Origin of the sequence: Pseudomonas sp. SMV7 (genome assembly GCF_052041995.1) — a bacterium.
Taxonomy (GTDB): domain Bacteria; phylum Pseudomonadota; class Gammaproteobacteria; order Pseudomonadales; family Pseudomonadaceae; genus Aquipseudomonas.
Map to the genome: position 1 here is coordinate 1 of NZ_JBKGGT010000016.1, position 23,437 is coordinate 23,437.

25 protein-coding genes are annotated in these 23,437 nt (G+C 64.1%); 12 read left to right on the forward strand and 13 right to left on the reverse strand.

All coding sequences use genetic code 11. The annotated features are described in order from the left end of the window. The first annotated feature begins 348 nt into the window (after positions 1-348). Both rhtA and ACLEJP_RS18610 read left to right on the forward strand, forming a co-directional pair. The gene (gene rhtA / locus ACLEJP_RS18605) at positions 349-1,236 is read left to right on the forward strand and encodes a threonine/homoserine exporter RhtA (protein WP_440808674.1); all 888 of its coding nucleotides are present in this window, start codon (positions 349-351) and stop codon (positions 1,234-1,236) included. A 190-nt stretch (positions 1,237-1,426) separates the two neighbouring features. After that, complete coding sequence (locus tag ACLEJP_RS18610; RefSeq protein WP_296231646.1) at positions 1,427-1,708, forward strand: hypothetical protein; 282 nt, start codon at positions 1,427-1,429, stop codon at positions 1,706-1,708. A gap of 43 nt (positions 1,709-1,751) precedes the next feature. On the opposite strand, the gene ACLEJP_RS18615 is transcribed toward ACLEJP_RS18610, so the two are convergent. After that, positions 1,752-3,560 carry an aminopeptidase P family protein gene (locus ACLEJP_RS18615; RefSeq protein ID WP_440808676.1) on the reverse strand — a complete coding sequence of 603 codons (1,809 nt, stop codon included), beginning with the start codon at positions 3,558-3,560 and terminating at the stop codon, positions 1,752-1,754. A gap of 218 nt (positions 3,561-3,778) precedes the next feature. Between ACLEJP_RS18615 and ACLEJP_RS18620 the strand changes: the two genes are divergently transcribed. Further along, entirely contained in the window at positions 3,779-4,897 is a 1,119-nt protein-coding gene (locus tag ACLEJP_RS18620; RefSeq protein ID WP_440808679.1) for a DUF3182 family protein, read from the forward strand. Continuing rightward, on the forward strand, positions 4,881-5,651 hold the full coding sequence (locus ACLEJP_RS18625; protein ID WP_440808682.1) for an alpha/beta hydrolase family protein: 771 nt from the start codon (positions 4,881-4,883) through the stop codon (positions 5,649-5,651). Before ACLEJP_RS18620 ends, ACLEJP_RS18625 begins: the two co-directional genes overlap by 17 nt. Here ACLEJP_RS18625 and ACLEJP_RS18630 read toward each other — a convergent pair. Both ACLEJP_RS18630 and ACLEJP_RS18635 read right to left on the reverse strand, forming a co-directional pair. Next, complete coding sequence (locus tag ACLEJP_RS18630) at positions 5,630-6,010, reverse strand: antibiotic biosynthesis monooxygenase (RefSeq protein WP_440808683.1); 381 nt, start codon at positions 6,008-6,010, stop codon at positions 5,630-5,632. The genes ACLEJP_RS18625 and ACLEJP_RS18630 overlap by 22 nt on opposite strands. 59 nt (positions 6,011-6,069) lie before the next feature. Then, a complete protein-coding gene (locus ACLEJP_RS18635; protein WP_440808685.1) occupies positions 6,070-7,101 on the reverse strand; it encodes a GlxA family transcriptional regulator in 1,032 nt (343 codons plus the stop codon). A gap of 81 nt (positions 7,102-7,182) precedes the next feature. Between ACLEJP_RS18635 and ACLEJP_RS18640 the strand changes: the two genes are divergently transcribed. Continuing rightward, positions 7,183-7,731: a cysteine hydrolase family protein gene (locus ACLEJP_RS18640; RefSeq protein ID WP_440808688.1), complete on the forward strand. Its 549-nt coding sequence runs from the start codon at positions 7,183-7,185 to the stop codon at positions 7,729-7,731. A gap of 50 nt (positions 7,732-7,781) precedes the next feature. On the opposite strand, the gene ACLEJP_RS18645 is transcribed toward ACLEJP_RS18640, so the two are convergent. Further along, entirely contained in the window at positions 7,782-8,345 is a 564-nt protein-coding gene (locus tag ACLEJP_RS18645; protein ID WP_440808690.1) for a helix-turn-helix domain-containing protein, read from the reverse strand. A gap of 83 nt (positions 8,346-8,428) precedes the next feature. Between ACLEJP_RS18645 and ACLEJP_RS18650 the strand changes: the two genes are divergently transcribed. The 7 genes from ACLEJP_RS18650 to ACLEJP_RS18680 all read left to right on the forward strand — a co-directional run bounded on the left by ACLEJP_RS18650 (position 8,429) and on the right by ACLEJP_RS18680 (position 15,580). Further along, a complete protein-coding gene (locus ACLEJP_RS18650; protein ID WP_440808692.1) occupies positions 8,429-9,361 on the forward strand; it encodes a DMT family transporter in 933 nt (310 codons plus the stop codon). Positions 9,362-9,522: 161 nt separating this feature from the next. Further along, positions 9,523-12,438: a monovalent cation/H+ antiporter subunit A gene (locus tag ACLEJP_RS18655; protein WP_440808695.1), complete on the forward strand. Its 2,916-nt coding sequence runs from the start codon at positions 9,523-9,525 to the stop codon at positions 12,436-12,438. After that, positions 12,438-12,782 carry a Na+/H+ antiporter subunit C gene (locus tag ACLEJP_RS18660; RefSeq protein WP_225777117.1) on the forward strand — a complete coding sequence of 115 codons (345 nt, stop codon included), beginning with the start codon at positions 12,438-12,440 and terminating at the stop codon, positions 12,780-12,782. The genes ACLEJP_RS18655 and ACLEJP_RS18660 overlap by 1 nt, the downstream gene beginning before the upstream one ends. After that, positions 12,779-14,458, forward strand: coding sequence for a monovalent cation/H+ antiporter subunit D (locus ACLEJP_RS18665; RefSeq protein ID WP_440808698.1), 1,680 nt, complete (start codon positions 12,779-12,781; stop codon positions 14,456-14,458). The genes ACLEJP_RS18660 and ACLEJP_RS18665 overlap by 4 nt, the downstream gene beginning before the upstream one ends. Next, positions 14,455-14,943 (forward strand): Na+/H+ antiporter subunit E, encoded by a 489-nt coding sequence (locus tag ACLEJP_RS18670; protein ID WP_440808701.1) that lies wholly within the window; start codon positions 14,455-14,457, stop codon positions 14,941-14,943. Before ACLEJP_RS18665 ends, ACLEJP_RS18670 begins: the two co-directional genes overlap by 4 nt. Next, on the forward strand, positions 14,940-15,218 hold the full coding sequence (locus tag ACLEJP_RS18675; protein ID WP_440808704.1) for a K+/H+ antiporter subunit F: 279 nt from the start codon (positions 14,940-14,942) through the stop codon (positions 15,216-15,218). Before ACLEJP_RS18670 ends, ACLEJP_RS18675 begins: the two co-directional genes overlap by 4 nt. Further along, positions 15,215-15,580, forward strand: a complete 366-nt coding sequence (locus tag ACLEJP_RS18680; protein ID WP_440808706.1) for a Na+/H+ antiporter subunit G — start codon at positions 15,215-15,217, stop codon at positions 15,578-15,580. Before ACLEJP_RS18675 ends, ACLEJP_RS18680 begins: the two co-directional genes overlap by 4 nt. 9 nt (positions 15,581-15,589) lie before the next feature. Here the strand turns inward: ACLEJP_RS18680 and ACLEJP_RS18685 are convergent, their stop codons facing one another. The 9 genes from ACLEJP_RS18685 to ACLEJP_RS18725 form a co-directional block, all read right to left on the reverse strand. Next, on the reverse strand, positions 15,590-15,802 hold the full coding sequence (locus ACLEJP_RS18685; RefSeq protein WP_440808708.1) for a hypothetical protein: 213 nt from the start codon (positions 15,800-15,802) through the stop codon (positions 15,590-15,592). Continuing rightward, the gene (locus ACLEJP_RS18690) at positions 15,799-16,269 is read right to left on the reverse strand and encodes a hypothetical protein (protein WP_225777112.1); all 471 of its coding nucleotides are present in this window, start codon (positions 16,267-16,269) and stop codon (positions 15,799-15,801) included. The genes ACLEJP_RS18685 and ACLEJP_RS18690 overlap by 4 nt, the downstream gene beginning before the upstream one ends. Before the next feature lie 403 nt (positions 16,270-16,672). Continuing rightward, complete coding sequence (locus tag ACLEJP_RS18695; RefSeq protein ID WP_440808710.1) at positions 16,673-16,867, reverse strand: hypothetical protein; 195 nt, start codon at positions 16,865-16,867, stop codon at positions 16,673-16,675. 179 nt (positions 16,868-17,046) lie between these two features. Then, entirely contained in the window at positions 17,047-17,451 is a 405-nt protein-coding gene (locus ACLEJP_RS18700) for a TraR/DksA family transcriptional regulator (protein ID WP_225777110.1), read from the reverse strand. 354 nt (positions 17,452-17,805) lie between these two features. Further along, the gene (locus ACLEJP_RS18705; protein ID WP_440808714.1) at positions 17,806-18,579 is read right to left on the reverse strand and encodes an enoyl-CoA hydratase; all 774 of its coding nucleotides are present in this window, start codon (positions 18,577-18,579) and stop codon (positions 17,806-17,808) included. Positions 18,580-18,592: 13 nt separating this feature from the next. Beyond that, positions 18,593-19,720 carry an acyl-CoA dehydrogenase gene (locus tag ACLEJP_RS18710; protein WP_440808716.1) on the reverse strand — a complete coding sequence of 376 codons (1,128 nt, stop codon included), beginning with the start codon at positions 19,718-19,720 and terminating at the stop codon, positions 18,593-18,595. Between the two features lie 8 nt (positions 19,721-19,728). Then, the gene (locus ACLEJP_RS18715; RefSeq protein ID WP_440808718.1) at positions 19,729-20,922 is read right to left on the reverse strand and encodes an acetyl-CoA C-acyltransferase; all 1,194 of its coding nucleotides are present in this window, start codon (positions 20,920-20,922) and stop codon (positions 19,729-19,731) included. 11 nt (positions 20,923-20,933) lie between these two features. Next, positions 20,934-21,701 carry an SDR family NAD(P)-dependent oxidoreductase gene (locus ACLEJP_RS18720; RefSeq protein WP_440808719.1) on the reverse strand — a complete coding sequence of 256 codons (768 nt, stop codon included), beginning with the start codon at positions 21,699-21,701 and terminating at the stop codon, positions 20,934-20,936. Positions 21,702-21,714: 13 nt separating this feature from the next. After that, positions 21,715-23,361, reverse strand: a complete 1,647-nt coding sequence (locus ACLEJP_RS18725) for an AMP-binding protein (protein WP_440808721.1) — start codon at positions 23,359-23,361, stop codon at positions 21,715-21,717. Positions 23,362-23,437: the final 76 nt, after the last annotated feature.

A 23,437-nucleotide genomic window follows, 5' to 3' on the forward strand; every position in this document is an offset into this window, starting at 1 on the left:
TTTCGTCTCAACCGAGGCGCGCATTCTACGCTTTCCTCATTGCCTGTCAAGCGTTTATTTTGAAGTTTTTCGCGAGAAACTCGTTTAGCTTCAAACACTTGACCCAACATGATGGCTTGCTTCGCTTCGCTACCGCGTTGGAGTGGGGCGCATTATAGGGCGATATCCGAAGCGGTCAACCTTTAATTTCAAAGATCAGAATATTTCTGAAAATCGACGGCGACAGGGCTGACGTGTGCCCGGGCCAACCCACCTGTGCGGTCCCTGGTGCCTGCGGTGTCTGTTCCCTTCCAGAGCAATTGCGCACTATAGTGCTCACTTCAACCTGCCACGGATCGCCGCACAGAAATGAACACCCAACCCCGCAGCCTGGCCGCTACCCTGTTCCCGATCGGCCTGCTGCTCATCGCCATGGCCTCGATACAGTCCGGTGCCTCCCTGGCCAAAAGCATGTTCCCCATCGTTGGTGCACAAGGCACGACCACCCTGCGCCTGATCTTCGCCAGCATCATCATGCTGCTGATACTGCGCCCGTGGCGCGTCCGCATGACAGGCAACACCCTGCGCAACGTGATCATCTATGGCCTGGCGCTGGGTGGCATGAACTTCCTCTTCTATATGGCCCTGCGCACGGTACCGATCGGTATCGCCGTGGCACTGGAATTCACCGGGCCACTGGCGGTGGCGATCTTCTCCTCGCGTCGGCCAATCGACTTCCTGTGGATTGCCCTGGCCATCGTCGGCCTGCTGCTGTTGCTGCCGGCTGGCGATGGCGGGCAGGCCCTCGACCCGGTCGGCGCCGCCTATGCCCTGGGCGCCGGTGTGTGCTGGGCCCTGTACATCCTGTTCGGGCAACGGGCCGGGGCCGAGCACGGCATCCAGAGCGCAGCGCTCGGGGTGGTGGTGGCTGCCCTGTTCGTCGCCCCCATCGGTATCGCCCACGCTGGCACCACCTTGCTCACGCCCGCGGTGATCCCCATGGCCCTGGGCGTTGCGGTGCTGTCCACCGCCCTGCCCTACAGCCTGGAGATGGTCGCGCTAACGCGTATTCCGGCGCGCACCTTCGGCACCCTCATGAGCATCGAACCGGCGTTCGGCGCGCTGTCCGGCCTGCTGTTTCTCAGCGAGGTGCTGACGCTTACCCAATGGCTGGCAATTCTGGCGATCATCACTGCGTCGGTCGGCACCACATTGTCCATGCGCAAGGAGCCGAGCCCGGCGGTCGCCGCAGACTGACATGAGAAATAGTTTCATTTGAGGCAGGAATAGTGATTGTGGCGACCGCCCTCGCTGATTAAGCTGTCACAAAATCATCATCTTTACGCTATCTACTGGACCGAACACGGACGCTGGGGAATTTTCAGGAAGAACCAAAGCGATAACGACGGGGCCAGACAGCTGATCCGCTCCGCATTTAAGGACAGGAATGAAACGTATTTTTCTCATCCTGGCCATCTTGGCCATTGCTGGATGTGCTGCCACGGCCAAGACCGAGGTCAAAAGGGGCAAGAAGGGCCTGCATATCAGTTGCTCCGGCCTTTCTTCGTCGTGGGACAATTGCTACAGCAAGGCTGCAAGTTCCTGCAGCACGCGTGGTTACCGCGTCATTGCCCGGTCTGGCGATAGCGACGAAGAAGCCGGTGACTACCTGTTCGGTATCAACCCGGCGGGCTACACCAGCCGCAGCATGATCGTCATCTGCAAATAACGGAAAGGGCAGCTTGCACGCTGCCCTTTTCGTTTGCGCTGCCTTACACCGGCGCAGTGCGCGCTTCCAGCCAAGCCAGCGCTTCGCCCTGGAGCAACGGCGCCAGTCGCTCACGCACCTGGGCGTGGTAACCATTCAACCAGTCCAATTCCTCTCTGGCCAGCAGTTCGGGCAACAGGCAACGGGTGTCGATCGGGCACAGCGTCAGGGTTTCAAAGTTGAGGAACTCGCCAAACGCGCTCTTGCCGGCCTCGCGCGTGGCGACCAGGTTTTCGATGCGCACGCCCCACTGCCCTGGTCGGTAAGTGCCCGGCTCGATCGAGCTGATCATGCCCGGTTGCATCGCGGTCTGCGGTGTAGGCGCCGCCTGATAGGCAATCACCTGCGGCCCCTCGTGCACGTTCATGAAGTAACCCACCCCATGCCCGGTGCCGTGGCCATAATCCACCTGGTCAGCCCAGATCGGTGCCCGCGCAATGGCGTCCAGCAAAGGCGACAGCACGCCACGCGGGAAGCTGGCACGCGACAGGGCGATCATGCCCTTGAGCACCCGCGTGCAGTCTTGCTTCTGCTGCAGGCTGGGGCTGCCTACCGGCACCATGCGGGTGATGTCGGTGGTACCGCCGAGGTATTGCCCACCCGAATCGATCAGCAGCAGGCCATCGCCCTCGATGACCGCGTGCGACTGTTCGGTGGCGCGGTAATGCGGCATGGCGCCGTTGCCATTGAAGGCGGCAATGGTCGCGAAACTCAACGAAACAAAGCCTGGACGGCGGGCGCGCGCGGCCCGCAACTGTTCGTCGATGGTGAGTTCGGTAATGACTTCCTGACCGAGGCGGGCTTCGAACCAGGCGAAGAATTCGCACAAGGCTGCGCCGTCCTGCTCCATCGCCTGGCGGATGTGAACCAGGTCGTCCTCCCCCTTGCACGCTTTGCTCAGGGTGGTGGGGTTGATCCCCTCTATCAGTTCAACCCCGGCGGCCAGGTTGTCCAGCAGGCCACAAGTGACCCGGGCCGGGTCGACCAGCAAGCGGCTGCCGGCCTGCAGGGCGCCAAGGGCCGCGCCTGCCTCGGCGTAGTCGCGCACCTCGATGCCATCGGCGTCCAGCACCTGGCGCAGATGGTCATCGAGCTTGTCCAGGCCAACGAACAGGACGGCTTGCTGCTGGCTGATCAGGGCGAAGGCCAGGAACACCGGGTTATAGGACACATCACTGCCGCGCAGGTTGAACAGCCAGGCGATGTCATCCAGGCTGGCGATGAAATGCCAGTCGGCTCCCTTGGCCTTAAGGCTCTGGCGCAACTGCTGGAGTTTTTCCGCCCGGCTGACCGTAGCGTGGGGCGGCAAGTGCTGGTAAACCGGGTTGCCCGGCAGCGCCGGGCGCCCATCCCAGACCTGCTCCAACAGGTCCTTGTCTGTCACCAGTCGTGCCCCGCGCAGCTTCAGCCGCTCGCCCAGCTGGCGTGCTGACGCCAAGGCCATGACCGCACCATCCACGGCCACGCTGCCATCGGGCTCGACGTTATCGCCCAGCCATTCCAGCGCGCCAGGCTTGCCTGGGAGCAGCTTCATCAATTCGATGCCGGTGCCTGACAGCTCATGCTCCGCCTGTTCCCAATACCGGCTATCGACCCATAACCCGGCAAAACCAGCCGTGACCACCAGCGTGCCCACCGAGCCGTGGAACCCAGACAGCCATCGCCGCCCCTGCCAGTAGCCCGGCAGGTATTCGGAAAGATGGGGGTCGGCCGAGGGTACCAGCAGGGCATCGATGCCCTCTGCGTCCATGGCCTGGCGAACCTGCGCCAAGCGCTGCGGCACGCTTTGCTCAAGGGTGGTCTGAACGTTCATGCGCTCTCCTGCGGCTACATCACGGTTGATCCAGTGTGCCGATAATGGAACAGCCGTCGAAGCCCTGCAATCGTGGCGACCGACACACGGCATGCATTGCCCGCCACGCCCTGCGCAAGCCAGACATTTCCTACAGCACGGCCAGGACCACCGATCAACTCCCGCTGAACTTCGCCAAAGTAGCGGCTTCACACAGATACATTCATTGCATAAGGCAAATGACCATGCCCAATGCCTGCGCCCCTAAAAGCGGCGTGGTGCTGCTCGACACCCGGGTGCGCACCCCTGACCATGAGCATGCCGTGCATCTCAAGCTTGCCGAAGGCCTGGCCCGCCTGCTGGGTTGCCCGCATGTGCAGCCCAGCCAGCCGCCGACCGCAGCCGATGGCTATTATTACTTGCCCACCGAAACCTTGGTCGACCCCAGGCGCCAGTCCGCCCTGGGCATCCAAAGCGAACACGACCTGTTCGGCGGCCTGGTCGCCTACCCCTACATGGCGACCAAGGCCATTTCGCACCCGTTACCGGGCGGGGCCAGTTTCCCTCAGGGCTGGACCGATGCCTTCGCCCGGCACGCCAGCGACGCCCTGTTGCGCGGCTACACAGTGTTCAGCAAAGCCGACGCGCGCAACGCTGCACGCCTGCTGCTGCGGGACGGCCCATTGCGGATCAAGCCGGTGCTGGCTTGTGCAGGCCGCGGGCAAGCGGTCATTACCGCGGCGGATGCGCTGGAACCATTGCTGGCCGGCATGGATGACCAGCAGCTGGCACTGTGGGGGCTGGTCCTCGAAGAAGACCTGAGCGAAGTGCAGACCTTCAGCGTCGGTCAGGTACGCGTCGCCGGGCAGACCTGCAGTTACCACGGCACCCAACACCTGACCCGCGATCATCAGGGTAGCGAAGTCTATGGCGGCTCCGACCTGGTGCTGGTGCGCGGCGGCTACGATGCACTACTGCAGCTAGCACTGGAGGACCACGTGCGCCTGGCCATCAACCAGGCAATCGTCTACGAGCAGGCAGCCGAGCGGCACCTGCCGGGCTTCATCGCCTCCCGCCGCAACTACGACATCGCCCGCGGCTTCACCGCCCAGGGCCACTTGCGCAGCGGCGTACTCGAACAATCCTGGCGACTGGGCGGCGCCAGCAGTGCCGAACTGCTGGCCTTGCAAGCCTTTGCCGACGACCCGGCATTGCAACAGGTGCGAGCTTCCACCCATGAAGTATTCGGTACCCCCGAATTGCCCACTGACGCCACCCTCTTCTACCAAGGAAACGACAGTGAACTCGGACAACTCAGCAAATTTGCGCGGATTCGCGAATATGACCATTCAGAGTGAAACCGTTGAACTGCAGGTCGAGGGTGACAGCATCGTCGGCACCCTGGTCAGCCCTGGCAGCAAGATGCCGGGCATTCTCTTCGTGCATGGTTGGGGCGGCAGCCAGCAACGCGACCTGGCACGTGCCCGGCACATCACCGGGCTGGGCTGCGTGTGCATGACCTTCGATCTGCGCGGCCACGAGAAGACCGAAAGCCAACGGCTGACCGTTACCCGCGAACAGAACCTCATGGACCTGATCGTGGCCTACGACCGCCTGGTCAGCCACCCTGCCGTCGACAGCAGCGCCATCGCCATCATCGGCAGCAGCTATGGCGGCTACCTGGCCACCCTGCTGACCCGCGAGCGGCCAGTCAAATGGCTGGCCCTGCGCGTACCGGCCATGTATTGGGACGAGGAGTGGGAGATTCCCAAGCAGACCCTCGACCGGCAGCGCCTGAACGCTTACCGCCAGCGCCCGCTCGGCCCGGCGGACAACCGTGCACTGGCGGCCTGCGCCGAGTTCGCTGGCGACGTGTTGCTGGTGGAGTCCGAACAGGACGACTACGTGCCGCACAGCACGCTGATGAGCTACCGCTCGGCATTCGTCAGCGCCCACTCGCTCACCCACCGCATCGTCGACGGCGCCGACCATGCGTTGTCCAGCGAAGCGAGCCAGAAAGCCTACAGCTCGATCCTGGCGTCCTGGATCAGCGAAATGGTCATCGGCGCCCGGTTGGACCGCTATCCACACTATGCGCCCTGGTATGCCTGAGCATCACTCAGTTGACAATGCAGGCCGCCATCGGCACCACGCACCAGGCTGCGCAGCGCCTGGTAGGCGGCAAACCTGACGCCACGCGCCTGATGCCGGGCAAGCAGTTCGAGAAACGGCTCTTCGACGAAATGCACGGCTGCTGCTGCCCACGCCTGGCGGGACTGCCATTGCAGGTACTGCAACACCCGGCTGCCATCGTCACTGGCCTGAATGCTGACCCCCTGTAGCCCTTCACAGCGTATGGCCAGCTCTTCGCTGCGCGCCACCAGCGCCTGGGCCAATGCCGGCTGGCAGACGCCGGGCACTTCATATTCGATCAACTGGGTAAACCACAGGGCATGGGGTGTTGCGATCATGAGCAGTCTCCTTGCTACGGACGCATGCAGCGCGATGCCGGGCAGGGTAAAACCTCAAGTTATATCAAGGTCAAGCGTTTTTCCGCGGCGGATGCGCTGCACTCGCCCTGGCCGGATACCGCAAAGCGCCGGCGATAATCACTCGGTGTGAGGCCGGTGATGCGCTGAAACACCTTGCGAAACGCGCCCGGGTCCTGATAACCGACACCCCAGGCGATCTGATCGACGCTACGCCGGGTGAACTCCAGCAAGCGGCACGCCCGGCCAACCCGCACGTGCTGGCAGTACTCGGTCGGCCGTAACCCGGTTGCGGCACGAAAACGGCGCAGGAAGGTGCGTGCCTCCAGCCCCGCGCAGGCTGCCATGCCGGACAGGTCGGCATCCTGCCCGCCATTGCCTTGCAGCCAGTGCTGGACTTTCAGCACCGCCTCGTCGCCATGTTCCAGGCGCGGGCGGAACACGGCCCCCGGCAACGGCGCCGCCACCGGCTCCACTGCCAGGTAACGGGCGGTTTCCCGTGCCAAGGTCGCCCCCATGAAGCGCTCCAGCAAACGCAAGCCCAGGTCGGTCCAGGCCATCAAGCCGGCCGAGGTGATCAGGTCGCCATCATCGAGCAGCGGCTGCTGGGCTTCGACCCGTACCCTGGGAAAGCGCTGGGCCAACGCCTGCACGTAGTTCCAGTGGGTACAGGCCGGGCGCCCGTCGAGCAGGCCACTGGCCGCGATGAAGAACACACCGATGCACACCGACGCCAGCACCGTACCACGCCCGTGCAGCTCGCGTAGCGGCACGCGGTGGCGCTCCAGCAGCTCGGCTTGCGGTGCCGACTCCAGGCTCGGCGGTATGATCAGCACACGCAGCTCGGACACAGCGACGCCAGGGCTTTCGGGGGCAGGCTGCAATTGCCCCGTCTCGTCAGCCTGCCAGAAGCTGACGCGTACCCGCGGCAATTCGACGGCGCCCAATTCGGCAGCTACCCGGTTGGCCACCAGAAACAGGTCGGCCAGGCCGTGCACGGCAGCACGCTGCACGCCCTGGTACAGCAACAGGCCGATATCCAGGCTGGTGGCATTGTCAGTTTTTGCCCGCATAGTGTCGTTTGCGCCAATCCTCAGGTCAGTCGCCACAGCCTATAACTAACGTCATCCAACGACTACTGCCCAGGAGGCAGCATGAGCAAGCAGGCGCTGATCATCATCGACATTCAGAACGACTATTTCCCCGGCGGCAAATGGACCCTCGATGGCGCTGAACAGGCGGCCGACAACGCCGCACGGCTGCTGGCGGCGGCGCGCCAACGGGGCGACCTGGTGGTGCACGTGCGGCATGAGTTCGAGAGTGCCGATGCCCCGTTCTTCGCGCCGGGTTCGCAGGGCGCTGCCATCCACGCCAAGGTCCGGCCCGAAGCGGGTGAGCCGGTGGTGCTCAAGCACAAGGTCAATGCCTTCCTCGGGACCGACCTCGAACATACCCTGGACCAGCATGGTGTCGAAGCCCTGACCATCGTCGGCAGCATGAGCCACATGTGCATCGACGCCGCTACCCGTGCCGCAGCAGATCTGGGCTACCAGGTGACCGTGGCGCACGATGCCTGTGCAACCTTGCCCCTGGAGTTCGATGGCAAGCAGGTGCCGGCGGCGGACGTGCATGGTGCGGCAATGGCGGCGCTGGCGTTTGCCTATGCCAAGGTGGTGAACACCGACGAGCTGCTGAGAAGCTGAGCGGTGCCGGATTCGCTGGGGGCTGCCGTGCAGCTCCTACGCCGGCAAACTCAAATGACCACATTACGCACGAAGCGCACCGCCAAGGCCCCGTCATTGCGGTAGGCATACCGGCAGTTGCTGGGAAACACATGAAACTGGCCTTGCCGCAGGCAGTGCTCGGCCCCTTCGATGATCAATGTCAGCTGACCTTCGGCCACATAGATCTGCTCGCTCCAGCCCTCGGCGTCGGCCTCGCTGCAGTAGCACTCCCCGGGTGCCAGGGTCCACTCCCAAAGCTCCACCTCGCGCCTCGCCGGGCTGCTGCCCAGCAGCACCGCCCTGCTCTGCGGATGCTCACCCGCCCAGGCCAGTTCTTCGATGCGGCCCGGGTCGCGCTGGTCAGGTGCCTGGATCAGGGTACTGAAGGCCACCCCCAGGGCTTCGGCAATCAGGTCGAGGGTCGTCAGGCTGACATTCTTCTCGCCCGCCTCGATCGCCACCAGCATACGCCGGCTGACCCCGGAACGTTCGGCCAGCGCGGCCTGGCTGATACCTGCGGCGTTGCGCAGCCTGCGTACATTGAGGCTGACATGTTGCAGCACCGAAGCCCGGTGCAAAGATTCTTTGTGCACTATAGTGCTCACTGGTAGGAATTGCGCAGTATACTGCCCACTTTGCGGCGATTGTGCGCCGCCCCTTCCGAGTGCGCAAGACCATGAACCAGCCCAGCAGCAAGCCGACCCCTGCCCTCACCTTTCGCCTGAGCAAGGCCGAACTGGTGCTGGTGTTCATCACCATGCTGTGGGGTGGCACCTTCCTGCTGGTGCACAACGTGATGTCCGTCAGCGGGCCGATGTTCTTCGTCGGCCTGCGCTTCGCAGCCGCCGCGCTGTTCGTGGGTGTGGTCTCGGCGCGGGCGCTGCCAGGGCTGACGTTCACCGAACTCAAGGCCGGCATGTTGATCGGCGTGTCGATCATGCTCGGCTACGGCTTGCAGACCATGGGCCTGCAAACCATCAGCAGCAGCCAGTCGGCATTCATCACCGCGCTGTACGTGCCGTTCGTGCCGCTGCTGCAATGGCTGGTGCTGGGCCGGCGACCAGGCCTGATGCCGAGCATTGGTATCGGCCTGGCGTTCACCGGCCTGATGCTGTTGGCCGGGCCGGAAGGCGGCAGCCTGCACTTCAGCGAGGGTGAACTGGTGACCCTGGTCAGTGCGGTGGCCATCGCCGGCGAAATCATCCTGATCAGCCGCTACGCCGGTCAGGTCGATGTACGCCGGGTCACGGTAGTGCAACTGGCGACCGCCTCGCTGCTGGCATTCCTGATGATCGTGCCAACCCAGGAGCGCATTCCCGATTTTTCCTGGCTGCTAGTGGCCAGTGCGGTGGGCCTGGGTGCGATGAGCGCAGTGATCCAGGTGGCGATGAACTGGGCACAGAAATCGGTCTCACCCACCCGCGCCACCCTGATCTATGCTGGCGAGCCCGTGTGGGCCGGGATCGTCGGGCGTGTTGCCGGCGAACGCTTGCCGGGCGTGGCACTGCTCGGCGGCCTGTTGATCGTGATCGCGGTTGTGGTCAGCGAACTCAGGATGCGCCGCACCGAGGAAAACCAGACAGCACTGGCGGCACAGAGTGAACGCTGACGGCACGCCCACCTCTAAACCTGCGGCTATGCTTTGTAAGAAAGTGTTATAAAAAACCAGCGCTTCACAGCCTGTTTGTAGGATTCTGCGACACCTTGCGTGTTGGTGATCACACCGCTGGCACGTATGATTCCTGGCAAACTTCTCCAGAATAGGCCGCTATGTCATTGATAGTGCTACTGCTTCTGCCGTTCGTTGGCAGTTGCCTGGCAGCCGTGCTGCCGCACAACGCACGTAACGCGGAGTCCATTCTCGCCGGGCTCGTCGCCCTGGTCGGCACGGTCCAGGTAGCACTGCTGTATCCTCAGGTTGCCCACGGCGGCGTGATCCGCGAAGAATTCCTCTGGCTACCCAGCCTGGGCCTGAACCTGGTGCTGCGCATGGACGGCTTCGCCTGGCTGTTCGCGCTGCTGGTGCTGGGCATCGGTGCACTGGTGTCGCTGTATGCGCGCTACTACATGTCGCCACAAGACCCGGTACCACGCTTCTTCGCCTTTTTCCTGGCCTTCATGGGCGCCATGCTCGGCCTGGTGATTTCCGGCAACCTGATCCAGCTGGTGTTCTTCTGGGAACTCACCAGTCTGTTCTCCTTCCTGCTGATCGGCTACTGGCACCACCGTGCCGACGCCCGTCGCGGTGCCTACATGGCGCTGATGGTCACGGGCGCGGGCGGCCTGTGCCTGCTGGCAGGCGCCCTGCTGCTCGGCCACGTGGTAGGCAGCTACGACCTAGACAAGGTCCTGTCTGCTGGCAACGTCATCCGCCAGCATGCACTGTACCCAGTGTTGCTGCCGCTGATCCTCATCGGCGCCCTGAGCAAGAGCGCACAGTTCCCCTTCCAGTTCTGGCTGCCCCATGCCATGGCAGCACCGACCCCGGTATCGGCCTATCTGCATTCGGCGACCATGGTCAAGGCCGGGGTGTTCCTGTTGGCGCGCTTGTGGCCGGTGCTCTCGGGCAGTGAAGAGTGGTTCTGGATCGTCGGTGGTGCAGGCGCGCTTACCCTGCTGCTCGGCGCCTTTGCCGCCATGTTCCAGAACGACCTCAAGGGCCTGCTGGCCTATTCGACCATCAGCCACCTGGGCCTGATTACCCTGCTGCTTGGCCTCAACAGCCCGCTGGCCGCCGTTGCCGCCGTGTTTCACATTCTCAACCATGCCACCTTCAAGGCTTCGCTGTTCATGGCCGCTGGCATCATCGACCATGAAAGCGGCACCCGGGACATCCGCCGCCTGAGCGGCCTGGTCCGCCTGGTGCCGTACACCGCCACCCTGGCGATGGTGGCCAGCGCCTCGATGGCCGGCGTGCCGTTGATGAACGGCTTCCTGTCCAAGGAAATGTTCTTTGCCGAAACGGTATTCATCAGTTCCACCGCCTGGGTGGAGGCCACCCTGCCGCTGATCGCCACCCTGGCCGCGACCTTCAGCGTGGCCTACGCACTGCGCTTCACCGTCGACGTGTTCTTCGGCCCCAGCGCCACGGACCTGCCGCATACCCCGCACGAACCGCCACGCTGGATGCGCGCGCCAGTCGAGCTGCTGGTGCTCACCTGCCTGGTGGTGGGCATCTTCCCGGCCCAGTCGGTCGGCCCGCTACTGGCCGCCGCCGCGCTACCGGTGGTGGGGGGCACCCTGCCGGAATACAGCCTGGCCGTCTGGCACGGCTGGAACGCGCCACTGATCATGAGCCTGGTGGCCATGGCTGGCGGTACCGTGCTGTACCTGGTACTGCGCAAACAGCTGCGCCTGGGCCGTTTCCCGTACCCGCCGCTGATCGAGCGTTTCAACGGCAAGCGCCTGTTCGAGCAAGGCCAGGTGCAACTGATGTTGCTGGCGCGGCGCATCGAACGCCTGCTCACCACTCGCCGCCTGCAGTCGCAATTGTTCATGCTGGTGCTCGCCGCCTTCGTCGCCGGCCTCATCCCCATGCTCTATAGTGGCCTGAGCTGGGGTGAGCGGCCAAAGATTCCCGGTTCGGGCGTGTTCGTCGCGCTGTGGCTGATTGCGATCGCCTGCGCCATCGGTGCCGCTTACCAGGCCAAGTACCACCGCCTGGCAGCGCTGACCATGGTCAGTGTCTGCGGGCTGATGACCTGCATCACCTTCGTCTGGTTCTCGGCGCCCGATCTGGCGCTGACCCAGCTGGTGGTGGAAGTGGTCACCACCGTGCTGATCCTGCTCGGCCTGCGCTGGCTGCCACGGCGGATCGAAGGTGTGTCGCCACTGCCGGGCAGCCTGGATCGTGCGCGCATGCGTCGCCTGCGCGACCTGCTGCTGGCGGTGCTGGTAGGTGGCGGCATGGCGGTGCTGTCCTACGCCATGTTGACCCGGCCAACGCCCAACGACATTTCCTCGTTCTACCTCAGCCGTGCGCTGCCCCAGGGCGGTGGCACCAACGTGGTCAACGTGATGCTGGTCGACTTCCGTGGTTTCGATACCCTCGGTGAAATTACCGTGCTGGTGGCCGTTGCGCTGACCGTGTTCGCCCTGCTGCGGCGCTTCCGCCCTCCGAAGGAAAGCATGCAGCTGCCATCGCAGCAGCGCCAGCTGGCACCCGACGTGGTCACCGACCTGATCAACCCGCGGCATGCCACCGACACCGCGCTGGGCTTCATGATGGTCCCCGCAGTGCTGGTGCGCCTGCTGCTGCCGATCGCCCTGCTGGTATCGATGTACCTGTTCATGCGTGGTCACAACCAGCCCGGGGGCGGCTTCGTCGCCGGCCTGGTGATGTCGGTGGCGTTCATCCTGCAGTACATGGTCGCCGGTACCCAGTGGGTCGAGGCGCAGATGAGCTTGCGGCCGTTGCGCTGGATGGGCACCGGGCTGCTGTGTGCAACCCTGACCGGGGTGGGCGCCATGCTGTTCGGCTACCCGTTCCTTACCACCCATACCGCCCACGTGCACTTGCCGTTGCTCGGTGACGTGCACGTGGCCAGCGCGCTGTTCTTCGATGTTGGCGTGTTCACCGTGGTGGTCGGCTCGACCCTGCTGATCCTCACCGCCCTGGCGCACCAGTCGGTGCGCGCCTACCGCCCGGGCAACCCGGCGAAAACCAGCCAAGCAGGAGCCGCCTGATGGAAGAAGTGATTGCAATCGCCATCGGTGTCCTGGCCGCCTCGGGGGTGTGGCTGATCCTGCGTCCGCGCACCTATCAGGTGATCATGGGCCTGTGCCTGCTGTCGTATGGAGTCAACCTGTTCATCTTCAGCATGGGCAGCCTGTTCATCGGCAAGGAACCGATCATCAAGGACGGCGTGCCCCAGGACCTGCTGCACTACACCGACCCGCTGCCGCAGGCGCTGGTGCTCACCGCCATCGTCATCAGTTTCGCCATGACCGCGTTGTTCCTGGTGGTGTTGCTGGCTTCGCGCGGCCTGACCGGTACCGACCACGTCGACGGCCGGGAGCGTGACGAATGAGCGGCATGAGCCAACTGATCATCGCGCCCATCCTGCTGCCGCTGGTAACCGCAGCGGTGATGTTGCTGCTGGGCGAGAAACACCGGCAGCTCAAGGCCCGGCTGAACCTGCTGTCGACCTTTACCGGCCTGGCCATCGCGGTCAGCCTGCTGTTGTGGGTGCGCATCCAGGGCCAGGCAGAATCGATCGGCGTGTACCTGCCGGGCAACTGGCCGGCGCCGTTCGGCATCGTGCTGGTGGTCGACCACCTGTCGGCGCTGCTGCTGGCCCTCACCGGCACCATCGGTTTCAGTACCCTGCTGTTTGCCCGGGCCCGTTGGGATGCTGCCGGTGCCAGCTTTCACGCGCTGTTCCAGATCCAGCTGATGGGCTTGTACGGTGCCTTCCTCACCGCCGACCTGTTCAACCTGTTCGTATTCTTCGAGGTGCTGCTGGCCGCCTCCTATGGCTTGCTGCTGCACGGTTCTGGCCGCGCCCGGGTACGCGCCGGCTTGCACTACATCGCCATCAACCTGTTTGCCTCGTCACTGTTCCTGGTCGGCGCGGCGATGCTGTACGGCGTGACCGGCACCCTGAACATGGCAGACCTGGCCGTGAAGATCCCGCTGGTGCCAGAGGCCGATCGTGGCTTGCTGCATGCCGGTGCGGCCATCCTGGCCATCGCCTTCCTGGCCAAGGCCGGCATCTGGCCATTGAACTTCTGGCTGGTACCGGCCTATGCCTCCGCCAGTGCGCCAGTGGCGGCGCTGTTCGCGATCATGACCAAGGTCGGCCTGTATGCCGTGCTGCGCCTGTGGACCCTGCTGTTCTCGGGGCAGGCCGGGGCTTCGGCGCACTTCGCTGGCGAATGGCTGGTAGCGGGTGGCCTGGTCACCCTGGCGGTGGCGGCGGTCTCGATCCTGGCCGCGCAGCGCCTGGAGCGCATGGCCGCCCTCAGCATCCTGGTCTCGGCCGGCACCCTGCTCGCTGCCATCGGCTTCGCCCAGTCGGCGCTGACCGGTGCAGCGCTGTTCTACCTGGTCAACTCGAGCCTGGCGCTGTGCGCACTGTTTCTGCTCGCCGAGCTGGTCGAACGCTCGCGCTCGGCCAATGAAGCGCCGCTGGAGGAAGAGGAAGACGCCATGCCGCCGCCGCTGGAGTCACTGCACCCACCCAAGGGCATCAACCTCGACGACGAACAGAAGGTGGTGATCGGCCAGATCATCCCGTGGACCATGGCATTCCTCGGCCTCAGCTTCATCGCCTGTGCCCTGCTGATCATTGGCATGCCACCGCTGTCAGGCTTTATCGGCAAGCTCAACCTGATCAGCGCACTGTTCAATCCCCAAGGCCTGGGTGTGCCACCCGAGCAACCCCTGGGGACATCCGGCTGGGGCCTTGTGACCTTGCTGATCCTGTCAGGCATGGCCTCGCTGATCGCCTTTGGCCGCGTCGGCATCCAGCGTTTCTGGAAGCCCGAGGAGCGCCCATCGCCGCTACTGCGCCGCTATGAATGCCTGCCCATCGTCATCCTGCTCGGCCTGTGCATCTTCCTCAGCCTCAGGGCCGAGCCATTATTGCGTTATACCCAGGACACCGCTGCCAGCCTGCAGGCTCCCGAGCTTTACATCCAGGCAGTGATGGCCGCCCGGCCGATCCCTGGTCCCACCTCGCTCGACGTACAGGTACAGCCATGAAGCGACTGTTCCCTGCCCCGCTGTTATCGCTGTCGCTGTTCGCGCTGTGGCTGTTGCTGAACCTTTCGCTCAGCCCTGGCAACCTGCTGCTGGGGGCCGTGCTTGGCGTGCTGGCACCGCTACTGATGGCACCGCTGCGCCCGCAGCATGCCCATGTGCGGCGGCCGCTGGCCGTTGCCCGGCTGCTCGGCCGGGTCGCTGTCGACGTGATCATGTCCAACCTGCTGGTCGCACGTGGCGTGCTGCGTGCCGGCAAGCAGCCGCCATGCTCGGCATTCGTGCACATCCCGCTGAGCCTGCGCGATGCGCATGGCCTGGCGGCGCTGTCGATGATTACCACGGTGGTGCCCGGCACGGTCTGGTCCGAGCTGGCGCTGGACCGCAGCGTATTGCTGCTGCATGTGTTCGACCTGGATGACGAGGCGGCCTTCATCCGGCATTTCAAGGACACCTACGAACGCCCGCTGATGGAGATCTTCCAATGACAGGCCTGCTCGCCAATGCTGTCCTCGCCAGCCTGTTCATCTTCGCCCTGGCCATGGCCATGGCGCTGATCCGGCTGTTCCGCGGCCCCTCCGCGCAGGACCGGGTCCTGGCGCTGGACTACCTGTACATCCTGGCCATGCTGACCATGCTGGTGCTGGGCATCCGTTATGCCAGCGACACCTACTTCGAAGGTGCCCTGCTGATTGCGCTATTCGGCTTCGTGGGCTCGTTTGCCCTGGCCAAGTTCCTGCTGCGCGGTGAGGTGATCGAATGACCGAGTCCCTGCAACTACCGCTTTGGGTAGAGCTGGCTACCGCCGTACTGCTGCTGGTCGGCAGCCTGTTCGCGCTGATCGGTGCCGTGGGCCTGTTGCGTCTGAAGGACTATTTCCAGCGCATGCACCCGCCGGCACTGGCCTCGACCATCGGCGCCTGGTGCGTGGCACTGGCCTCGATCATCTACTTTTCCTGGCTCAAGGAAGCCCCGGTGCTGCACGCCTGGCTGATTCCGATCCTGTTGTCGATTACCGTGCCGGTAACCACGCTGCTGCTGGCCCGGGCAGCGCTGTTCCGCAAGCGCATGGCCAACGAGCCGGTGCCGGAAGAAGTCAGCAGCGGCCGTGATCGCGGCAACTGACAAGTCGCTTCACGCCTGGCTGAGGCGCTGCAACTCGCGGCGGACCATGGCCACATAAGGCGGCGGGCCAAGGCGGTACAATTCGCTGGCGACCCAGGTCAACCAGGCGCCTTGCAGTTCTGCGCGCCTGGCCAGCAAACGCTCGGCTTCGGCCACGGCACCAGCCTGATGCTGGCGATGAAACTCGGCACGCGTGGCGGGCGTGGCGTCACTGTGGGTCATTCACTGGCCTTGAAGGTGGTCAGTTCACCTTTGCGCCACTTGGCGACCTTGCCAGTCACCGTCTTCAGCAACTTGCCCAGGCCTTCCTGTATTTGCTGCTGCGCAGCGAACACCAGCATGACACCGTGGCCTTCACGGAACACGATGCCTTCGCCTTCGGGGACCGAGACGAAGGCGTAATCGCCTACGCCATAGACGTTCAGCTTGATTTCGCGAAAGCGCATTTCCAGTTTGCCACCTTCCCGGCTGGGCAGTACGGCGGCGCGGAAGTGGTCGCCGACTTTCAGTTCGAGGCGCTGCTTGTCATCGACCACCAATGCGCTTTCGGTGTCAATCTCGGCCATGTACAGGCCTTCGGGATTCTGTTCGGTGACATAGACAAAGCGGCCCTGGAACAGCTGGGCCAATTTACCGCGCAAGTCGCCCAGGGCGAATAACGCATGGGTATCAAGAGTGCTAACTGCCAATGAAGTAATCCTCAACCGGTTACATCCCGCGCTCACCCAAGCTCGGTGAAACACGGCCATTTCTTGTCGATGGCGAAAAGAGTAATGAAGCGATATACGAAGCGTCTGTACCCGCCGGCGATGCGGCGTGCGGGATTCTTTACTCTGGCTTGCCAGATCTGGCCTCAATACAGGCTTTCGGCATATTCCCGATCCGGGAAGTGTAATGTCTGACAGCAAACCCGCCAGAAAGGTGCGACAGGTAATGCCGGAACGCACGTGAAAACGGGGCCGGCAATCCATCAGTGCATTACTGAGGGCAGAATATGCACGAAAACACCGAAATCCGTCGAGAGGCAAAGCGCTTTTCTTGTCGTTGAAACAGCCTGCTCTGCTTTTACCGAGGCCGGCGCAATCGACGCGCTCAGGCCGCCCAGCCTTTCTTCAACTTCTGCAACCAGGCTGCCTGGCACTCCAGCGCCTCTTCGCGCGTGGCGAAGACGGTGCCGCGGCGCTCGCCATTGACCAGCACCACCCAGCAGATGCGTTTACCCAGCGCCCGCAGCGTGGCCGGCACACCCGAGCCAATCATCACGGCGACATCGACCCGGCTATTCATCCTTCCTCCCGGAATTTAATTAGCACCCTAACGATGTAACCATGATACGCCCGCTCGCCGCGCGGAAACAGCGCATCCCGGTATAGCAGTATTACGCGCGGGGCAACAAAACCGCCGCCGGCAAAAAAACGCAAAAAGCCCCAGGGATCGCTCCGTGGGGCTTGCTCCACCGCGCGGGATTACACCTGGCGCTGGTGGCGATCGAGCTGCTCGTGGCGCTCCTGGGCTTCGATGCAGTACTTGGTGGTCGGGCTGATCAGCAGACGCTTCAGGCCGATCGGCTCACCGCTGTCATCGCACCAGCCGAAGCTCTCGTCGGCGATACGCTCCAGGGCCATTTCCAGCTGGGGCAGCAGACGCTGGTCGCGGTCGATGGCATTTACCAGCCAGCTACGCTCCTCTTCGACCGAAGCCACGTCGGCAGGGTCCGACGGGGTGTCCAGGCCTTCGATGGTGGCGCGGCTCAGCTCGATGCGTTCATGGGTTTCGACTTTCATCGCCTGCAGCAGGCCAGCGAAGAAAGCCAGCTGCTCAGCGTTCATGTAGTCATCGGCCGACATGGCCAGCAACTGTTCCTTGGTCATCGATTTCTCTATGAAAAAATGTGCATTTGGGCGATTCATATGCTGCCGACGCCTTGGCATCGGTGGCGGAATTCTTCAAGCGCCAACCGGCACTCTTTTACAGGGGGCGGAAGTCTAAGGCGCCACGTCGCGTGGAGCAACTGCAATCGGGTGGTAATTTGCTTCTATTGTGCAGAATCCGCTGGTCGGTGCTTGGTAGAGTGCTGGGGGGGTAGCCCGGGGAAACATGCGAGGGATTGGTTCGGGCTGCCAGGTGCTTGCCACGACATTTGCAGTGCCTGTGAGACCGAGCGCCGTGCGGGCGGCGCTCGGTCTTACAGGCGACGACCTCTCAAGGCCTGCACCTGAAAAGACTCAACGATCCTTGAACTGCGCCTCACGCTTGGCAATGAAGGCCGCCATGCCCTCTTTCTGGTCCTCGGTGGCGAACGCGGCATGGAACACTCGGCGTTCAAAGCGCACGCCTTCACTGAGGGTAACCTCAAACGCCCGATTGACGCTTTCCTTGACCATCATGCTCACCGGAATCGACTTGCTGGCAATGGTCGCCGCCACCTTCAGCGCCTCTTCCACCAACTCCGCCTGCGGCACGATACGCGCCACCAAACCAGCGCGCTCGGCTTCTTCGGCCCCCATCAGGCGGCCAGTCAGGCACAGTTCCATGGCCTTGGCCTTGCCGACCGCGCGGGTCAGGCGCTGGGTGCCGCCCATGCCCGGCAACACCCCGAGGTTGATTTCCGGCTGGCCGAACTTGGCGTTGTCCGCCGCCAGGATGAAGTCACACATCATCGCCAGCTCGCAGCCACCGCCCAGGGCAAAGCCGGCCACCGCGGCGATGATCGGCTTGCGTCGGTTGGCAATACGGTCGGCATCGCTGAACAGGTCGTCGACGTAGATCTGCGGGTATTGGAGCTCAGCCATTTCCTTGATGTCGGCGCCGGCGGCGAAGGCCTTGGCGGAACCGGTCAGCACCACGCAACCGATGTTCGGGTCACGCTCGAGCTGGTCCAGGGCCTGGTTGATCTCGCCGACGATCTGCGCATTCAACGCGTTCAGCGCCTGTGGGCGGTTGAGGGTGATCAGGCCGACCTTGCCGTGGATGTCCAACAGGATGGTTTCGAATGCCATGCAGTCTGCTCCTTCAAAGATTGCGCGCAATGACCATGCGCTGAATGTCGCTGGTGCCTTCGTAGATCTGGCAAACCCGAACGTCGCGGTAGATGCGCTCCAGCGGGAAGTCGCTCAGATAGCCATAACCGCCCAGGGTCTGCAAGGCATCCGAACAGACCTTTTCGGCCATTTCCGAGGCAAACAGCTTGGCCATCGACGCTTCCACCAGCGCCGGACGCCCGGCATCGCGCAACGCGGCGGCGTGCAGCACCATCTGCCGGGCCACGGCGATTTTCGTCGCCATGTCGGCCAGGCGGAACGCCACGGCCTGGTGTTCGATCAGCGCCTTGCCGAAGCTCTGCCGCTCGTTGGCATAGTCGCGCGCCACTTCGAACGCCGCGCGAGCCATGCCCACCGCTTGCGCGGCAATGCCGATACGGCCGCCTTCGAGGTTGGCCAGGGCAATCTTGTAGCCCTCACCCTCCGCGCCCAGGCGGTTGGCCACCGGCACGCGCACATTGTCGAAAACGATCTGGCAGGTGTCCGAAGCGTTCTGACCAAGCTTGTCCTCGACCCGCGCCACCTGGTAACCCGGCGAATCGGTGGGCACGATGAAGGCGCTGATGCCGCGCTTGCCGGCGTCCGGGTCGGTGACAGCGAACACGATCACCACCCCGGCGTTCTGCCCGGAGGTGATGAACTGCTTGCTGCCGTTGAGCACATAGTGGTCGCCATCCAGGCGCGCACGGGTCTTCAGGCTGCTGGCATCGGAGCCAGCCTGGGGTTCGGTCAGGGCGAAGGCGCCGAGCATCGCGCCGCTGGCCAGCGGGGCCAGGAACTGGGCTTTCTGCTGCTCGCTGCCAAAGCGCAGGATCGGCACGCAACCGACCGAGTTGTGCACGCTCATGATGGTCGAGCAGGCACCATCACCGGCGGCGATCTCCTCCAGGGCCATGGCATAGGCCACATAACCGGTGTCGCTACCGCCCCACTGCTCCGGCACCAGCATGCCGAACAGCCCCATCTCGGCCATTTCCTCGATGGCTTCCCTGGGGAAGCGATGTTGCTTGTCCCATTGCTCGGCAAACGGCTTCAAGCGCTCCTGGGCAAAGGCGCGCACGGCGTCGGCGATCTGTTGTTGTTCGTCAGTTACCAGCATGGTCCACCTCAGTACAGGCATTCGACAGCCATGGCCGTGGCTTCGCCACCGCCGATGCAAATGGCCGCCACGCCGCGGCGCAGGTTGTTCTGGCGCAGGGCCGAGAGCAGGGTCACCAGGATACGTGCGCCGGAGGCGCCGATCGGGTGGCCAAGGGCGCAGGCACCACCATGGATGTTGACCTTGTCGTGGGGCAGGTCGAGGTGCTTCATGGCCGCCAGGGTAACCACGGCGAAAGCCTCGTTGATCTCGAACAGGTCGACCTCGGCCAGGTTCCAGCCGGTGCGTTTCATCAGCTTGTCGATGGCGCCGATCGGAGCGGTCGGGAACAGTGCCGGGGTGTCGGCGAAGGCGGCATGGCCATGGATCACCGCCAGCGGCTTGAGGCCACGCTTGTCGGCTTCGGAGCGGCGCATCAGCACCAGCGCCGCGGCACCGTCGGAAATCGAACTGGAGTTGGCCGCAGTCACCGTACCGCCTTCGCGGAACGCTGGCTTGAGCTGCGGGATCTTGTCCAGACGCGCCTTGGGCGGCTGTTCGTCATCCTTGACAAGGCGCTTTTCCTTGCCCTCGGTGACTTCCACCGGGACGATCTCGGCGGCGAAACGGCCGTTGCTGATCGCTTCCTGGGCACGGGTCAACGAGGCGATGGCGAACTGGTCCTGGGCCTCACGGCTGAAGGCATTGGCCTGGGCGCAGTCTTCGGCGAAGGTGCCCATCAGCCGGCCCTTGTCGTAGGCGTCTTCCAGGCCGTCCATGAACATATGGTCGATGACCCGGCCGTGACCCATGCGATAGCCGCCACGGGCCTTGTCCAGCAGGTAGGGGGCATTGGTCATGCTTTCCATGCCACCGGCCACTACCACATCGGCGGTGCCAGCCAGCAGCAGATCATGGGCCATGATCGCCGCCTGCATGCCCGAACCGCACATCTTGTTCAGGGTGGTGCAGGTGGTGTGTTTGTCCAGCCCAGCCCCCAGCGCCGCCTGGCGGGCCGGCGCCTGGCCCTGACCAGCCGGCAGCACGCAGCCGAACAGGACCTGCTCGACACTGGCGGCATCGATGCCGGCGCGCTCGACGGCGCCGCGAATGGCCGCGCTGCCCAGTTGTGGCGCCGTCAGGCTCTTGAGGTCGCCCTGCAGGCCGCCCATGGGCGTGCGCACGGCGCTGACGATTACGATCGGGTCGTTGGCGAGGGTCATGTGGGTTCTCCTTACTTGGCAGCCATGCGCAGTGCACCGTCGAGGCGGATTACCTCGCCGTTGAGCATGCTGTTCTCGATGATGTGGCGGACCAGCGCGGCATATTCCTGCGGGCGACCCAGGCGTGGCGGGAACGGCACACCGGCTGCCAGCGATGCCCGTACTTCTTCGCTCATGCCGGCCATCATCGGGGTTTCGAAGATGCCAGGGGCGATGGTCATCACCCGGATGCCGAAGCGCGCCAGCTCGCGGGCGGCCGGCAGGGTCAGGCTGGCGACGGCACCCTTGGAGGCCGCGTAGGCGGCCTGGCCGATCTGGCCGTCATAGGCGGCGATGGAAGCGGTGTTGATGATCACCCCGCGCTCACCACTCTCGTCGGCCACCCCTTCGGCCATGGCCGCTGCGGCCAGGCGCAGCAGGTTGAAGCTGCCGATGAGGTTGACGTTGATGACCTTGGCAAAGCTGGCCAGGCCGTGCGGGCCCTGCTTGCCAAGCACTTTTTCGGCCCCGACGACACCGGCGCAGTTGACCAGCCCGTGCAGGCTGCCGAAGGCACGGATAGCCGCGTCGACCGCCGCCTGGGCAGCCTGCTCGTCGCTGATGTCGGCCACCGCGAAGCGGGCGTTGGCGCCCAGCTCGCGGGCCTTGGCTTCGACAGCCTGGGCATTGAGGTCGACCAGCATGACCTTGGCGCCGGCCTCGACCAGCATCTGCGCGGTGGCAGCCCCCAGCCCGGAGGCGGCGCCGCTGACGATGAAGTGTTTGTTGGCTATTTGCATGTTCGGTTTCCTTTCAGGCGCTGGCAGGGGTGGCCTGCTGCGCTTGTTGTTTGGCGACTTCCTGGTTACGCAGGATGAAGCGTTGCAGCTTGCCGCTCGGGGTCTTGGGCAGCTCGCTGACGAATTCGATTTCCCTGGGGTAGGCATGCGCATACAGGCGCTGGCGCACGTGCTGGCGCAGGGTTTCCTCCAGCTCGGCGCTGCCGAGATAGCCGCTGGCCAATACCACGAAGGCCTTGATCAGCTCGGTACGCTCGGGGTCCGGTTTGCCGATCACGGCAGCCTCGACCACTGCCGGGTGTTCGATCAGCGCGCTTTCCACATCGAACGGGCCAACCCGGTAGCCCGAAGTGGTGATCACGTCGTCGCTGCGGCCGACGAAGCTGATGCTGCCATCCGGGTTCAGCTCGACGGTGTCGCCGCTGAGGTAGTACTTGCCGACGAAGGCTCTGGTTGGCAGGCCGTGGTAGCCGGCGAACCAGCACAGCGGCGACTGTTCGCGGTCGACGGCCAGGATGCCCGGCTGGCCGGCGGGCAGTTCGTGGCCCTGCTCGTCCAGCACCACAATGCGGTGGCCAGGTATGGCGAAGCCGGCCGAGCCCAGGTGCACCGGGTGCCGCAGGCCATGGTGGTTGCACAGCACCATGCCCAGTTCGGTCTGGCCATAGTGGTCGTGGATGGTCACACCGAGCTCGTCGGCAAACCAGCGGATCACTTCCGGGTTGAGCGGTTCGCCGGCGCTGCTGACCACGCGCAGGCGGCCCTTGACCGGCCTGGCGAAGTCGTCGCCGGCGGCAATCAGCAGGCGGTAAGCGGTGGGCGAGCCGGCCAGGTTGGTGATGCCCAGCGTGTCGATCACCCGGGCGCAGCTGTCGACGCTGAACGGGCCATCGTAGAAGGTGGTGGCGTGGCCCAGCGACAGCGGGCCGGTAACGGCGTAATACAGGCCATAGGCCCAGCCCGGGTCGGCCAGGTTCCAGAAGTTGTCTTCCGGGCACAGGCCGATGGCGTCACGCATGTAGCCCTGGAACGCGACGATCGCGCGCAGCGGCACCTCCAGCGGCTTGGCCGGGCCGGTGGTACCGGATGTGAACATCAGCAGGAACGGGTCGTTGCCTGAACGCATAACCGGCTCGCAGCGCTCCGTCGTGCTGGCCAGGCTCTGCTGGAAATCCAGCTCGCCGCTGCGGGCGTTGACCGTGATGACAGTCGGGCAGCGGTGTACATCGTCCAGCTTGGCGCGGTTGTTGCTGTCGGTGACGACGACGCGGGCGTGGGACTGCTCCAGACGGTGCTCGATGGCCTTGGGACCGAAGGCAGTGAACAGGGGCTGGTACACAGCCCCGAGACGCCAGGTGGCAAGAATCGTGATCAACAGTTCGGCGGTACGCGGCATCAGGCCAGCGACACGATCTCCCGCTTGTACACCTTGGGCCTTGAGCACTGTGGCGAAACGGGCTGCCAGGTTGCTGAGCTGGTCGAAACTGTACCGTGCAGTGTTGCCGTCGCGGTCCATGCAGACCAGCGCCAGCTTGCCGTCCCCGGCGTGGCGGTCGCAGCATTCGACACAGGCATTGAGGGCAGCGAGGTCACCATGCAGCGCCGCAGCAGCAGCCTGGTCATGGTCGAATGCACGAATGGCCTCGGCGTAATCACGCATCGTCGGACTCCTGGTTTGTTGTTTTTGGAGTTAACCATCGGTCCGACGATGTTCGCGCTGCTCAGGCATGGCGACA